General features: G+C 61.2%; 12 protein-coding genes. 4 read left to right on the forward strand and 8 right to left on the reverse strand.

Features of this window, described 5'->3' with window-relative positions:
- The first annotated feature begins 14 nt into the window (after positions 1 to 14).
- The gene (locus Q4D83_RS08850) at positions 15 to 974 is read left to right on the forward strand and encodes a YafY family protein (protein WP_303174820.1); all 960 of its coding nucleotides are present in this window, start codon (positions 15 to 17) and stop codon (positions 972 to 974) included.
- Here Q4D83_RS08850 and cobN read toward each other — a convergent pair.
- Positions 971 to 4,525: a cobaltochelatase subunit CobN gene (cobN, locus tag Q4D83_RS08855; RefSeq protein ID WP_303174822.1), complete on the reverse strand. Its 3,555-nt coding sequence runs from the start codon at positions 4,523 to 4,525 to the stop codon at positions 971 to 973. The two genes, Q4D83_RS08850 and cobN, sit on opposite strands and share 4 nt — an antisense overlap.
- 165 nt (positions 4,526 to 4,690) lie before the next feature.
- Between cobN and Q4D83_RS08860 the strand changes: the two genes are divergently transcribed.
- Genes Q4D83_RS08860 through cobJ form a run of 3 tightly spaced genes read left to right on the forward strand, consistent with a single transcriptional unit; the run spans position 4,691 to position 7,942 of the window.
- A complete protein-coding gene (locus tag Q4D83_RS08860) occupies positions 4,691 to 5,824 on the forward strand; it encodes a precorrin-3B synthase (RefSeq protein ID WP_303174824.1) in 1,134 nt (377 codons plus the stop codon).
- Between the two features lie 10 nt (positions 5,825 to 5,834).
- Entirely contained in the window at positions 5,835 to 6,482 is a 648-nt protein-coding gene (locus Q4D83_RS08865) for a precorrin-8X methylmutase (protein WP_303174825.1), read from the forward strand.
- Positions 6,479 to 7,942, forward strand: coding sequence for a precorrin-3B C(17)-methyltransferase (gene cobJ, locus Q4D83_RS08870; RefSeq protein WP_303174827.1), 1,464 nt, complete (start codon positions 6,479 to 6,481; stop codon positions 7,940 to 7,942). Before Q4D83_RS08865 ends, cobJ begins: the two co-directional genes overlap by 4 nt.
- Here cobJ and Q4D83_RS08875 read toward each other — a convergent pair.
- The 7 genes from Q4D83_RS08875 to Q4D83_RS08905 all read right to left on the reverse strand — a co-directional run bounded on the left by Q4D83_RS08875 (position 7,939) and on the right by Q4D83_RS08905 (position 14,900).
- Positions 7,939 to 9,291 carry an HNH endonuclease signature motif containing protein gene (locus Q4D83_RS08875; protein WP_303174829.1) on the reverse strand — a complete coding sequence of 451 codons (1,353 nt, stop codon included), beginning with the start codon at positions 9,289 to 9,291 and terminating at the stop codon, positions 7,939 to 7,941. The two genes, cobJ and Q4D83_RS08875, sit on opposite strands and share 4 nt — an antisense overlap.
- A gap of 382 nt (positions 9,292 to 9,673) precedes the next feature.
- Positions 9,674 to 10,219, reverse strand: a complete 546-nt coding sequence (locus Q4D83_RS08880) for a hypothetical protein (protein ID WP_303174830.1) — start codon at positions 10,217 to 10,219, stop codon at positions 9,674 to 9,676.
- Between the two features lie 79 nt (positions 10,220 to 10,298).
- Positions 10,299 to 11,036: a cobalt-precorrin-6A reductase gene (locus Q4D83_RS08885; protein WP_303174832.1), complete on the reverse strand. Its 738-nt coding sequence runs from the start codon at positions 11,034 to 11,036 to the stop codon at positions 10,299 to 10,301.
- Positions 11,024 to 11,797, reverse strand: coding sequence for a precorrin-4 C(11)-methyltransferase (gene cobM, locus Q4D83_RS08890; protein WP_303174833.1), 774 nt, complete (start codon positions 11,795 to 11,797; stop codon positions 11,024 to 11,026). Before cobM ends, Q4D83_RS08885 begins: the two co-directional genes overlap by 13 nt.
- A 1-nt stretch (position 11,798) precedes the next feature.
- Positions 11,799 to 13,034, reverse strand: a complete 1,236-nt coding sequence (gene cbiE / locus Q4D83_RS08895; protein ID WP_303174834.1) for a precorrin-6y C5,15-methyltransferase (decarboxylating) subunit CbiE — start codon at positions 13,032 to 13,034, stop codon at positions 11,799 to 11,801.
- A gap of 22 nt (positions 13,035 to 13,056) precedes the next feature.
- The gene (locus tag Q4D83_RS08900; RefSeq protein ID WP_303174836.1) at positions 13,057 to 13,773 is read right to left on the reverse strand and encodes an SDR family NAD(P)-dependent oxidoreductase; all 717 of its coding nucleotides are present in this window, start codon (positions 13,771 to 13,773) and stop codon (positions 13,057 to 13,059) included.
- The gene (locus tag Q4D83_RS08905) at positions 13,773 to 14,900 is read right to left on the reverse strand and encodes a Xaa-Pro peptidase family protein (protein WP_303174838.1); all 1,128 of its coding nucleotides are present in this window, start codon (positions 14,898 to 14,900) and stop codon (positions 13,773 to 13,775) included. Before Q4D83_RS08905 ends, Q4D83_RS08900 begins: the two co-directional genes overlap by 1 nt.
- Between the last annotated feature and the right edge of the window lie 18 nt (positions 14,901 to 14,918).

A 14,918-nucleotide genomic window follows, 5' to 3' on the forward strand; every position in this document is an offset into this window, starting at 1 on the left:
GAGGAAATAATCCCATGAAAGAGCAACGCCTTGGAGAGATTACCCGCATGCTGCGCGGAAACGACAAGCTCACGGTGTCGATACTCGCGGAACGCTGCCAGGTGTCAAGGCGAACAATCTTGCGGGATTTGCGACGCCTACAACGGCGCGGCGTGCCAATCATTACGGAACAGGGGCCCCATGGCGGGGTCTCCATACTTCCCGGTTGGACCCCGCCGATCGAACAATTGACGGATAGTGAGCTGGTGGCATTTATGCTTCCCGGGGGTACACACATGGCTGCGGAACTCGGCCTTAGCAAACAGTTTCATAGCGCGCGCGGCAAGATGGAGGGGCGTCTTTCCCCTGCGCAAAGCCGCAAGGTGGGATTATTGCAAGATCGGTTGCTGGTGGTGCCCAACGGTTGGAAGCAGCCTAAAGAGACCCCACCCGTCTTGCGTGACTTATTTTTGGCGGTGGCGTCCGATTGTTTGATTGAGGTGAATTATCAGGCGTTGTGCCAGCCGCCGGCGGTGCGAGTTTGCGAACCGCTGGGGCTGGTGCTGGCCAATATCACGTGGTACTTGCTGGCCCGCAAAGTTCCTTCGGGAGACATTCGGACATATCGCGCGGACCGAATTCTTACCGTAACCCGAACACGGCGGCGATTTGAACGCAATCCGGCGGAGAACATCGCGGATATTTGGCGGGCCCAGCAACGCCGGTATTCCACTGGTTCGCTAGCCGCCAAGGTGTTTACGAAACCCGCCGCGGTGGACACGGTTGAGTTTTGCTTACGCATTATTGGTGACACGCCGTGCATTACTGCGGACGCCGAAAACGATGGCTTTTTGGTCACCGCAACCGTGCGCTCGTTGGCTTCCGCAGCTGGGATGTTGTCTGGTTTCGGCGAGGCAATCGAAGTGCTAGACCCGCCGGAGCTCCGCGCGCGGATCGCGGAGCTGGCACGCCAGAACCTTGACGTATACGGTTAGCGGTCCTCGAGCTTGCCCTCCATGTCTAGGAAAGTGTTGCGTAGCAATTCCGTAGCCTCCGGTGAGGGCTTTTCCCACAATCCGCGATCCGCCGCCTCGATTAGGCGTTCAGAAATATCGCGGAGTGCCCAGGGGTTGGATTGTTCGAAGAATTCCCTGTTGGTGGGATCCCCAACGTAGGTTTCGGTGAGGGTTTCGTACATCCAATCGTCCATGAGGCCGGTGGTGGCGTCGTAGCCGAAGAGATAGTCGACGGTAGCGCTCATTTCAAACGCGCCTTTGTAACCATGGTTGCGCATCGCCGCAATCCAGCGCGGGTTGACCACGCGGGCGCGGAACACGCGGCGGGATTCTTCGTGGAGGGTGCGGGTGCGTACGGTTTCCTGGCGGGTGGAATCACCGATAAAGGCGTCGGGGTCGGAACCCGTCAGGGCGCGCACTGTGGCGACCATGCCGCCGTGGAATTGAAAGTAGTCGTCCGAGTCGGCGATGTCGTGCTCCCGAGAATCCACGTTTTTGGCGGCGACTTGGATGCGCTTGTATGCGGCTCGCATATCGTCGGCCGCTTCTACCCCATCGATGCCGCGGCCGTAGGCGTAGCCGCCCCACGTGGTGTAGACGGCGGCGAGGTCTTGATCGTCCCGCCAATTGCCGGATTCGATCAATTGCAACAAGCCCGCCCCGTAGGTGCCTGGTTTGGAGCCGAAGATGCGGCGGATATGTTCCCCACCATCATCGTGCGCATGGGCGCGAACGTAGTTTTGGTCGAGGGGCTCGTCTAGGCGTGCGACGAGTTGCACGGCGTCGTCAAGCAGGGCAAGTACGTGCGGGAACGCGTCGCGGAAAAATCCGGAAATGCGGACTGTGACATCGATGCGAGGTCGGCCGAGTTCGGCGAGCGGTATTACTTCGAGGTCCGTGACGCGGCGGGAGGCTTCGTCCCAGACGGGGCGCACACCAAGCAAGGCGAACACCTCGGCAATGTCGTCTCCGGAGGTGCGCATCGCGGAGGTGCCCCACACGGACAAGCCGACGGATTTGGGGTACGCACCTTCGTGATCCGCTTGGTAGCGCTCCACCAGCGAATCCGCCAGCAGTTGGCCAGTTTCCCACGCTAACCGGGATGGCAGCGACTTTGGGTCGACAGAATAGAAATTGCGGCCGGTGGGCAGCACGTTGATGAGGCCGCGCATCGGAGAACCAGACGGGCCAGCCTCGATAAAGCCGCCGTTTAGGGCGTGCAATACTTGGTCGATTTCGCGGGGGGTTTGCGCAAGCCTTGGGATGATTTCCAGTGCCGCGAATTCCAAAATTCGTGCGACCTCGTCGTTGGGCGAGATCTCGGGGATGATCGACGTGTCCCATCCCGCGGCGTCGAGGGCGGTGAGAAGTTCGCGGGCTTGTTGTTCGGCGGCGTCGACACGCGCCTTGGACTCGTTCCCTTGTTCGGAAAGGCCGAGGGCTTCGCGTAAGCCAGCTACGGCGCGCTCCCCGCCCCAGAGTTGGCGGGCGCGGAGCATGGCGAGCACCAGATCGACGCGCATCTCGCCGGAGATTTCCTCGCCGAGGATGTGTAGGCCGCCGCGGATGGCTACGTCCTTGATTTCGCATAGCCAACCGTCAATGTGCATCAGCATGTCATCGAACACGTCTTCGGCGGGGCGTTCGTCCCAGCCAAGGTCGCGGTCCATCTTCGCCGCCGTCAGCAATGTCCAAATCTCCTGGCGGATTGCGGGCAGCTTCGCCGGGTCCATCGCTGAAATGTTCGCATGTTCATCCAACAATTGTTCGAGTCGGGTGATATCGCCGTAGCTTTCGGCCCGCGCCATCGGCGGGATCATATGATCCACCAGGGTTGCGTGCGCGCGGCGCTTCGCCTGAGTGCCCTCCCCCGGATCGTTGACCAAGAACGGGTACACCAGCGGCAGTTCGTCAATCGCCGCGTCGGAATAGCATTCGGCGGACAAGCCCACCGTCTTCCCCGGTAACCACTCCATGTTGCCGTGCTTACCCATGTGCACGATCGCGTCCGCGCCGAACACTTCCCGCAGCCAGTAGTAGGTGCCTAGGTAGTGGTGGTTCGCGGGGAGGTCCGGGTCGTGGTAAATCCCCACCGGGTTTTCTCCAAACCCGCGCGGCGGCTGCACCATCACCACCACATTGCCGAACATCAACCCGGCGATATACAGCTCGCCGGTGTCAGGGTGCACGTAATGCGTGCCGGGCGCCTCCCCCCAATGCTCCTGCATTTCCTCCTGCATATCCTTTGGCAGCGTGGCGAAAAACTCCGCGTATTGGTCCTTGCTCAGTTTCAGCGGGTTCGTCGCCAGTACCTCATCGGTGAGCCATTCGGGGTCGTGCCCGCCAGCGTCGATGACAGCGTGCATGAACGCGTCGCCATCCATGTCCGCATAGCCAGGGATCGGCGCGTCCCCAAGGTTGTAGCCAGCTGCCTCCATCGCCCGCAGCACCCGCAGCGTGGAGGCGGGCGTATCCAAGCCCACGGCGTTTCCGATGCGGGCGTGCTTCGTTGGATACGCCGACAACATCACCACGATCTTCTTCTCGGAATTATCCAAGTGCCGCAACCGGGCGTGCCGGTAGGCAATGCCCGCCAGCCGCGCACACCGTTCTGGGTCTGGGACGTAGGAAATCAGGCCGTCCTCGTCATGCTCCTTGAAGGAAAACGGTACGGTAATCAGCCGGCCATCAAACTCCGGCACCGCCACCTGGGTCGCCACATCTAGTGGGGTCAACCCATCGTCGTTGTCGTCCCACTCATGACGCGGGGACGTTAACGCCAAGCCCTGAATGATTGGAATGTCCAGCGCGGCGAGTTGGGCTACGTCCCATGCCTCATCGTCACCGCCAGCCTGCGCGGTTGCGGGTTTCGTGCCGCCCGCCGCCAGTACGGTAGTAATAGCAACATCCACTGTGGCTAATTCAGCCAACAACTCTGCGGGTGCCTGCCGCAACGACGCCGTGAAAATCGGCACCGCGCGAGCCCCACGGGCTTCAATCGCATCGCACAACGCCTGGATATAGGCGGTGTTTCCAGCGAGGTGTTGCGCACGGTAGTAGAGGACGGCGATGCGGGGTGTGGCGTCGGCAAGCGGGGCGTGAGCACGCTCCAGGAAACCCCACATGGGCATGTGCTCCGGGGCGTCAAAACCCAAGCCGGTGAGCAGCACTGTATCGGAGAGGAAGCGATACAAGTGCTCCAAGTTTTTCGCCCCACCCTCCGCGAGGTACGTGTGTGCGGTGGTGACAACGCCTGCGGGCACGGTGGAAAGCTCGGTCAGCTCCGCGTCCACCGCCAACTCCCCGGACACCACAACGACGGGTTTTCCGGTAGCGAGCACCCGCTCCAAGCCCTGCTCCCAGGCGCGTTTACCGCCCAGCAAACGCACGATAATAAGTTCGCATTCGGCGAGGTAGCTGTCTAAAAGTTCGTCGCTGAGCAACGTTGGGTTCGCAAACCGATACGAAGCATGTGCGGCGGCTTTGGCAGACAGCAAATCGGTGTCGGAAGTGGACAGCAGTAGGAACATGTTTTCGGCGATGTCTTTCTCTTCAGGGGGGTTCGCGCCCCTTGACCAACGGGTTTGCGTCCCGCGGTGGGTCTGGCTGTAACAATGGCGCGACCGCCCGGAATTCCACCGAGTTCCACCGCAAGCGTCATAGGTAGCCTACCGGAGCGGACTAAGCTGAACTCCATGACCACCTCAATGCTTTCCGAGTCCTACCACCTCGGTGACCGCGACCGCAGCGACGGTTGCCCCGGCGCGCTGCGCATGCACGCCGCAGAAGATGGCTTGATCGGCCGCATTCGAATCCCCGGAGGGCAGCTCACCCCAGCAATCTGGGAAACTCTCGCCGACCTCGCCGATACGTTCGGCGATGGGGATATTCACGTCACCTCGCGCGGCAACCTGCAGATTCGCGGCATCGCGGACGCGGCGGGGTTTTCCGAAGCGGTGCGCGAACACGGTCTGCTGCCCAGCCCGGCACATGACCGCATGCGCAATATCATCGTTTCCCCGTTAGGTTTTGACGTGCACCCGCTGGTGGCCGAATTGGATGCGGCGCTGTTGGCATCCGACACTGTAGCTACCCTGTCGGGTCGCACCTTGTTCGGCATCGACGCTGGTGAAGGCGATATCGTTGCACACAATGTGGATTTCGGCGTGGTGGCGGGGCAACGCTTCCATATCGTGCTTGGTGGGCAACTCACCGGCGCATCCTGTGCGCGGGAGGAGGCTGTCGGCGCGCTGGTGGGGCTGGCGCAGGCGTGGGCTGAGCGGCGGGGCAGCGCGTGGCGGGTCAACGAGCGCCCAGAGCTGCACGGGGAACTCCTTGCCACGGTACGCACCACACCTGAAACCCCGCCAGAATTTTCGAATCCGCCGGGGCGTCCGATTGGGTGGTTGGATATTGATGGCCGCGTCCACCTCGGCGCCGGCTTGCGGTTCGGCGTGCTGTCCAGCCAGCTTGCCCGCATGATTGCCGTGGTGGGCGCGCCGGTGACGGTGACGCCATGGCATTCGCTGGTGATTCATTCCTTGTCGGAGTCGATTGCGGAGCAGGTGGTTCGCGTCCTTGCCCCCCTTGGCCTGATTTTTGACATCAACTCGTCGTGGTTGCGCGTGACCGCTTGCACGGGTTTGCCGGGCTGCGCGAAGTCCCCGGCTAACACCCGTGACGACGCCGCCCACTACATTGCGTTGGGCGAGGTGGAAGACGGGCTCGTGCACTTCTCTGGTTGCGAACGTAGGTGCGGTCACCCGCTTGGTGAATATACGGATTACCTGGCTGTAGGCAACAACGAGTACGAAGTGGGCCGAAGGTAGGCTACTGAGAATGCACACCTACATCACAGACGGCAATGAGATTTACCGTCGTTCGTTTGCCATGATTCGCGCGGAATCCGACCTTTCCGCGTTTGATTCAGACCAGGCACAAGTTGCCGTTCGGATGATCCACGCGGCGGGGCAAACCGATTTAGCTGCGGATATTGCGTTTTCCGCGGGGTTGGTGCCCGCCGCGCGCACCGCGTTGCGTGCCGGGGCGCCTATTTTTACCGATGTGAACATGGTTGCCTCTGGGGTGACGCGCAAACGCTTGCCCGCCGACAACGAGGTGCTGTGCCTGCTTCAGGACGCCCGCGTTCCCGACCTCGCGGCCCGGCTTGGCACCACACGGACCGCCGCAGCTGTCGAACTCTGGGCCGATCGTTTGGAAGGTTCCGTGGTGGCGATTGGAAACGCCCCGACCGCATTGTTTCATTTGCTTAACTGGTTGGCCGCCGATCCGGCGCGCCCCCGCCCCGCCGCAATCGTAGGCATCCCGGTGGGTTTTGTGGGGGCCGCGGAATCGAAGGTTGCGCTTGCGAACGAGGCTGTGCATTTGGGCACGGAGTTCCTCACGGTGCATGGTCGCCGCGGGGGTTCCGCCATTACTTGTGCCGCCCTGAATGCGTTGGCTACGCAGCAGGAAATCCTGGCATGACCGGGCACCTGATTGGCGTGGGCGTGGGGCCCGGCGATCCTGAACTCGTGACGGTGGCCGGTGCCCGCGCGATTACCGAAGCCGATGTTGTGGCTTATCATGCGCGCCCCGGTGGGGCCTCCACTGCGGCGCGGATTGCGCAACCGTATTTCCGTGAGGGGCAGGTCCACGAGCTGTTGCGCTACCCTGTCACCACTGGCGTCACGGACCACCCGGGCGGTTACGCGGGTGCGATGGCTGACTTCTACGTGGAGGCTGTATCTCGTCTCCAATCGCATCTGGACGCCGGGCGTTCCGTGTGCGTGCTCGCCCTCGGTGACCCCATGCTGTATAGCTCTTACCAGCATTTGCACCGCCAACTCGCGGACCACTACCCGACTCGCGTTATTCCCGGTGTACCTTCGTTGACTGCCGCGGCGTCGGAGCTTGGCAAACCTTTGTCCGAGGAGGACGAAGTGTTGACCGTGTTGGCGGGCACCCTCGACGAGGCTGAGTTGGTGCGTCGCCTTGCTGACACCGATGCCGCCGTGGTCATGAAACTCGGCCGCACGTTCGAAAAGGTGCGGCGGGCGTTGGTGGCCGCAGGGCGAGCGGAGGAAGCGTACGTGGTGGTGCGTGTCGGCATGGAGGGCAGCTATTCCACCCCAGTGCTCGCCGCCGATGCCGAGAGTATTCCGTATTTTTCTGTGGTGGTGGTTCCCTCCCCGAAGCATCATCGCCCCGCGCCGTCTGGTGAGGTGGTGGTACTTGGGCTGGGGCCCGGCGCCGCCCGTTGGACCACTCCGGAAGTCACCGCTGAGCTGCGGCAAGCTACGGATATTGTGGGGTATTCCACCTATGTGAATCGGGTGCCTGTGCGGTCTGGCCAGCGCCGACATTTGTCGGATAACAAGGTGGAGGCTGAGCGCGCGGCGATGGCGTTGGACTTGGCGAAGCGCGGGCGTCGAGTAGCGGTGGTTTCTTCGGGCGACCCTGGGGTGTTTGCGATGGCGGCCGCGGTGCTCGAAACTGCTGACGATGACCAGTGGCGTGATGTGCCGGTGCGCGTGATTCCGGGGATGACTGCGGCGCAGGCCGTGGCAAGCCGGGTGGGCGCGCCGCTGGGCCATGATTTCGGCATGATTTCATTGTCTGACCGGTTGAAACCTTGGTCGCAGGTGGAGAAACGTATTCGTGCGTTAGCCGGCGCGGACATGGCGTTTGCCGTGTATAACCCGGCGTCGAAGCAGCGCCGCGAGCAGGTGGTGCGGTTGCGCGAAATCGTACTGGAGTACCAGTCGCCGGACACGCCGGTGGTGGTGGCGCGCGCGGTGGGTTCGGCTGAGGAACGCGTGACTGTTACCACGTTGGCCGAGTTTGATCCCACCGTGGTGGATATGCGCACCATGCTCATTGTTGGCGCGAGTACTACCCGTGCGTACGGCACGCGGGTGTTCACTTCCCGAACCTACAAAGGTTAGAACGGGGGTTCGTTTGAAGGTGGGGGTGGTGTGCGGCGTTCGTCTCGACGCCGCCGCACTCGCCGATTTTTCTGCACCCAACTGTAACCCCAGTTTCCTCGGCCGTTTTGTACTGGCGGGTCGGTGTTGTCATCGGCGGGTGTTTTCCCGGAATGTCTGGTGACAATTCCTTTTTCTATACCGTAGATTCCGGCGAGTGGCCCTTCGGGCACGGTGGTGCCTAAACACACTTGGGTTTCTGCGTCGGTCCAAGTAATGGATCCATCGAGATCGGCGACGGCCAGTACCCTTCGGTCGGTTTTCATGTTGTGGTGATGCCGGCACAGCGACTGAAGGTTTGAAATTGTGGTCCAGCCCCCAGCTTCATGGTTAATGACGTGGTCCGCATCGCAATCGTTGGCGTCGACGTCGCAGCCGGGGAACATGCAGTGCCCGTCGCGAAGCTTTATCAGGTGCCGCTGCTCGGACGTAGGATCGTGGTCCGCGTGGCAAATTTGCGCAACATCCAACGCGTTGCGATACTCCGGGTTCATGGTGGCGATTTCGGCGCGTTGCTGTTCGGTCAATGCCCCGATTCGGTGCAGGCTGTCGGCTTTGAGCGGAACGTTTGGTTGGAATGATCCCACACCGAACAGTACAACTTTGCGAGTTTTGCGTCGCTCCTCCTCGTTCCCGCACACGAGTTCTACAAGCGCGTCCACTTTGCCAATGTTTCGCGCGTTGGCGTGCGCGGTGAGGTGTTCATCGAACTCAGCTGCAATCAGCTCGTCCATTTCAGCGATGACGTAGGCCATTCCCGGATGCGGGCTGAGCACGGTTTCCACGCTGGGTTGCCGAGGTTCAGACGCCGCAATGTCCATCACTACCAAGGCGCGCCGCAGCCACAGTTCGATGTTCTTTTGCACGCGACGCGGCGTGGGCAATTGTTGGTTTGCGCGCCGCGGCGTAAACAGCTCCACAATGTAGGTGTCTAGGCGGGCGAGGATCCGTTTTTCAATCTTTTCGGGAATGTCCTGCAATCCGCGTTCGATGGCGCACATCCATTCTGGGCCGATGCAGCCGTATGTCAGCGCGTGCTTGCGCAGCATCGGAAGTTGTGTGGTTAACCGATACGCAAACCCTAAAAGGAGTTCAGTTTTTCGCGCGCCATAGAAACCACTTTCGGCCGCGACTTCGGCAGCGAATTTGGATAATTCGGTGTTGGGAAAGTCAGTTTCCGAAACGCGGCGCATGAGTGCGCGCAGGAGGATTTTGTTCGTGGCGATACTGATGCGGCCTAAATCATTGGTGACGCATTGAATGGTGTAATACTCTGGTGTTGTTGGCACGCCGGTGGCGATGGTTTCCATTGGGACCCTCCCGCATAATAAGCGTTCTGCCAGTAATTTTACCAACTCCGCAAAGCTGCTACAAGCTTCTCGACGCCGCGTAAAACATCGCCCCCAAGCAATTTTGCTACCCCCGCTCGACGCGCTGAAAAGGGAAAACAACATCTAGAATAGTTTGCGCAATTGAAGTGCCTGACAGTTATTTTTCTCGGGTTGAGTCCCATGAAATGCGGTGAGATAGCCCTTGTGAAGCCGTCTCGCGCAGTTCCTGAGAGAAATTGATAAAAAGTTTAGCCAGAGCGTTTTAAAGCTAGAAATAAAATACCCGTGACCTTAGACACGTTTTAAAATACACAATGCGGGGGCAGTGCTGCACCCCCGCTATCGTCGGTTATCTGCTAGGTTATTGGACTTCCGTCCAGATAGGTACCCATTCCTCCGCGTTCATCGGTGAGGCAATTGCCACGCACCGCAGGACGCGATGCTGCCCATCTTGGTCGAGGACGGGTTGCACAATCCACGGTGAGGTGACGGTGTAGCCGGCGTCCTCGACGTCGGAAAGGTATTCGCTCGGCAGCCAGGAATCGTTGTAAAGTTCTTCCTTGCGCACGGGGTTCGGCTTGTCCTGTACGTTGACTTCGAAATAGCCTTGGTCGGCCTCGATGAAAAGCTCCACTACCGTAGGCGCTTCGGTAAAGGGGTAAGCGCTGAGCAGTTGCAACGTCGCATTGCCCTCAGCGGGATCCGGGTTCAGGACCCACCACCGTGCGGTCGTGTCCGGGAGTGAGGGAATGTTAACCAGTACGGTGGCAATATCCGCCGCGCTCAAATCCCAATCGCCAATCTGCGTGATCCACGAACGGCCGTCGGCGCGGAGGGTAAAGGTGTCATCGAGATTGTTGATAATGACCGTGAAATCTTCAGTTGAGAAGTTAGGAGTGGACAGCACCTGAGAGAATCCTTTTCGGTGTACAAGTGGGCAACGTGTCCACTCCATAATATGTTGGCATCCACGCATCGCAGCGGGTTTACACGTTGTAGACCTCGTCGCGTGCTTGTTGGGCAGTATGCACCACCCGCACCTGCGGCCCGCCCGGCAATTGTGGGCGCTGCACCATCACCACCGCCACGCCAAGCTCGCGCGCCGCATCGAGTTTCGCGCGCGTGAGGTCCCCACCGGAATTCTTAGTGACTACGCAGTCGATTTGATTGTCGCGAAGCAGCTGCTTCTCCCCTTCCACGGTAAACGGCCCGCGGGAGAAAATCATACGATGACGCTTCGGTAAATCCACCTCCGGTGGATCTACGCATCGAATCACATACAAATTGTGCGGATCACGGGCAAACGCTGCCAATTGCTGGCGGCCCACCGTGAGGAACACGTGGTGGAATTCGCGAGCGACTACCCGCGCCGCCTCCGCCATATCCGCCACGTTAATCCAGTGGTCACGCGGCTGGGGTTCCCACGCAGGACGGTGCAAAGCTATCAGCGGAATCCCCGTCGCACGTGTAGCCTCTGCGGCGGAAACGCTGATGCGTTCAGCAAACGGATGAGTAGCATCAATGACTACCTCGACGCGTTCCTCCAACAGCCAGGCAGCCAATCCAGCCGGACCGCCAAAGCCTCCGATGCGGACCTCACCTACGGGCAGCGCGGGTTGCTTGACTCGGCCGGCAAGGGAGCTGGTCACATGCCAATTATCTGCTTGCAGCAACTGGGCAAGGTCCCTGGCTTCGCGCGTGCCGCCGAGAATTAATGCGCGCATGGAATGGTCCTGCCCTCCGCATCGCGGGGGCGATCATTGGAATACAAAAAGCTATCCGGAAAACCTTCGGCGCCGAGCACGCGACCCACCATAATGATGGCGGTGCGGCTGATACCGGCGGCGCGGACCTTCGCTGCGATATCGGCGAGCGTGCCACGCAGGATGACCTCCTCGGGCCGTGACGCGAACGCCACGACGGCAGCCGGGCAATCCGAACCATAGTTCGGTTCAAGTTCGGCGACAACACGTTCGATGTCATGCGCGGCGAGGTGGATGCATAAGGTGGCACGGGAGGCGCCGAGCGTCGCTAAATCCTCGCCTGCGGGCATTTGGGAGGCGCGGCCGTTGACGCGGGTGAGGATTACGGTTTGTCCCACCGTCGGCACCGTCAACTCGTGACCGAGTACCGCAGCGGCCGCGGCAAAGGACGGCACGCCGGGCACAATTTCATAAGGAATACCCAATTCCGTCAGCTTGCGAGCCTGCTCTGCCAACGCCGAATATACGGACGGATCGCCGGATTGCAAGCGGGCGATATCCTTCCCCTCGGAGTGGGCGCGCTGGAAGATTGCGGTGATTTCAACAAGCGGCATGCGAGCCGTGTTGATGATCTCCGCATCCGGTGGGCAATGTGCAAGCACCTCCGGCGGCACAATGCTGCCCGCATACATGCAGATCGGGCAGCTGCGGATCAGCTTGTCTGCCCGTAGCGTCAGCAGGTCCGCCGCGCCCGGCCCCGCGCCAATAAAATACACAGTCACGTTAGTTGTTCTCCTTGGTCACGCGCCATTGAACGACCGGCAAGGCGGGCTTCATCGTGGTAAACGTGCCCACGTGGTATTCGTGAGCGACAGCAATGCGTACCATTTCGCCGCCGTATTGCTTGCGTAGGCGCCAGAGTTTTTGTTCGGATTCTACTGTTACGGCGTTGGCCACTAACCGGCCCCCCACTGGAAGCGCCGCCCACACCGTTTCGAATAACGCGGGGGAGGTTAACCCTCCGCCTATGAAAATTACGTCTGGGGTTGGGGCGTCAACGCATGCCTTTGGCGCGGCACCGAGAACCTTCAGCGTGGGTACACCGAGGGCCATGGCGTTGCGGGCTATCCGCGCTTTACGCTCGTGGTTGACCTCGAAACAATATGCGGACAGTTGCGGTTCGGCGCGCATCGCTTCGATGGCGATGGAGCCGGAACCACCCCCGATGTCCCACAAGGTCTCCCCCGGTCTCGGGGCGAGCGCGGACACAGTCAAGGCGCGGATGTCGCGCTTGGTGAGCTGCCCATCGTTTTCGTATTCTGCATCCGGCAGTCCCGGCACGCAGCTGTGCGTAGGGCCCTGCGGCACCACCGCAAGCACGTTCAATTCGCTGACGGGTAATGGGGGCAAGGCGGCGGTGCCATTGAGCTCCTGCTCGTCAGGGCTGCCGAGGTCGCTGAGCACGGTGAGTTTCGCGGCCTCGTGGCCCACGGCTTGGAGCAGTGCGGCCACCTCACCCACGCTGGTTTCATCGCGGCATAACACCATAAAAGGCTGCCCACCGTCGACGAACGGCACGACGCTAGCCACGGGTTTTGTCACCAAGGACACCACGGGGGTGCGATCTACTGCCCATCCGAGGCGGGCGCAGGCGAGCGCAACCGATGACGGCGCCGAGTGGATGTGCAGACGCTGCGCCCCAAGGATTCGCACCAAGGTGGTGCCAATACCGTGGAACATGGGGTCCCCCGAGGCGAGGACGGCCACGCGGCGGCCAGCCAGCTCCTCAAATAGCGGCTCGATCGAAGGTACGAGCGGGGACGGCCAGGGGCGGCGTTCGGCGCGACACTGCTCCGGCAGAAGGTTCAATTGCCGCCACGAACCGACAATCACGTCGGCGTTGATCAGCGCCTGACGCGCCGCGTCCGTTAAGCTTGGGAACCCATCCGCACCGATGCCAACCACCTCAATGGGGGTATTCGGATCGGTGGGGTGCCGTTTCGCAGCCAATTGCGTCATAGGCAACAATCGTACTGGGTTTTTAACGCGGCATGCGGCGCCACACGGGGCGCGGCACCAAGCGCATCAGCGCCGCAACAAAGCGCAACTTCCTCGGCACCCACAACGTTGCGGACCCAGGGCGACGCATTCGCTCCGCCACGGCACGGGCGACATCTTCCGGATACACCGACAGCGGCGCGGGTTTCATGCCGGCGGTCATGGATCCAATAACAAACCCAGGACGCACCGTAATTACACGTTTGTTTGTACCGTGCAGGGCGTCGGTAAGCCCTTGGCAAAACGCATCGAGGCCAGCTTTGGTGGAACCGTACACGAAGTTTGGTCGCCGGGCGCGCCAACCCGCGATCGACGAAAACGCCACGAGTGTTGCAGGCGCAGTTTGAGAGCGCAATTCGTCCGCCAATACCGTGAGCACAGATATTTGAGCCGTGTAGTCCACACTTGCGATTTCCACGGCGTGGGCCTCGTCGTGTTCCGCGCGGCGCTGATCGCCAAGCACCCCAAACGCCACAATCGCTGTCTCCACTGGGCCGAAACTCAGTATTTGCTTGACGACATCGCGGTGCGAGGCGTAATCCGTCGCCTCAAAGGGCACCACTTCCACTTCCGCGACGTTGGGGAGGTGCACCGCTTCTGGGCGACGAGCCGCCACGACCACCTTCTGGCCTTCGTACAATTGCTCGACGAGTTCGACGCCGATGTCGCTGGTGCCGCCAAAGAGCACAATGGTACCCATTATTGGAGCCCATGGGGTTGATTATTTACGGATTCGCAGCCGTGTTCAGTGACGATCACGATGTCCTCGATGCGTGCCCCGACGCGGCCTTCAAGGTAAATGCCGGGCTCCACCGAAAACGCCATGCCGGGCTCCAACACCAGTTCGTTTCCGGCCATGATAAACGGCTCTTCGTGCAGCGACAGGCCAATGCCGTGGCCGGTGCGGTGGATAAAGTCCTCACCGAAACCTGCTTCGGTGATTACGTCGCGCGCCACGGCGTCGATACTCGCGGCGGTCACGCCGGGGCGAACCGCGCGCACCGCGGCGGCTTGGGCCTGCTCGAGCACACCGTACAGGCGAGCGAAATCGGGGTCCGCTACCGGTTGCTGAGGGCCGCCCACGATGTAGGTGCGGGTGCAATCCGAATGGTAATGCGGGCCGAACGTGCCTCCGATATCCACGACGACGACGTCGCCAAGCTCCAGCACGCGATCCGAGTACGCATGGTGCGGATTGGCGCCGTTTGGCCCGGAGCCGACGATGATGAAATCCACGCTGGCATGCTCTTGCAGGATCAAACGTTCCAGCTCGGCGGCGACTTGCGCTTCCGTGCGGCCTGGTACCAACAACTCTGGCACCATGGCGTGCACGCGGTCGATGGCGGCGCCAGCCTCTCGCAGCGCGCTGATTTCCGCTGCGTCCTTGCGCATGAACAGCTCTTTGAGCACATGGCTCGCGAGAACCGTAGTGCCCTGTAACAACCCCTGCAGCGGAAGCACGTGGTCCGCGGTGAGGGAGGAACCCAGGCCGATGGTCGGGGCCGTGGGCAGGTCACCTAATGCGGCCACCGCTAGCGTGTGGGGCGCTTCCCCGTCCACCCAGCCGCAGACTTCGATATCAAGTTCGGGTATTGCGGAATGGGCAAGATCGCCCCGATCTACTGCGGGCAGCAGCATGGTCGGCGTGCCGGTTGCCGGAATGACCAAACCCGTGAACCGCTCGTAAGTTTGCATCCACGAGCCAGTGAGGTAGGCCAGTTCCGGACCGGTGCCAAAAATCAAGCCGTCGAGGCCGGCGTCTCGCGCCGCCGCGGCCGCACGGGTAAGGCGATCAGCGTAGACGTGCGTTGGAAATAAGGTAGACATGCGCCCCATCATAGGTGC

This window comes from Corynebacterium sp. (assembly GCF_030532715.1).
Taxonomy (GTDB): domain Bacteria; phylum Actinomycetota; class Actinomycetes; order Mycobacteriales; family Mycobacteriaceae; genus Corynebacterium.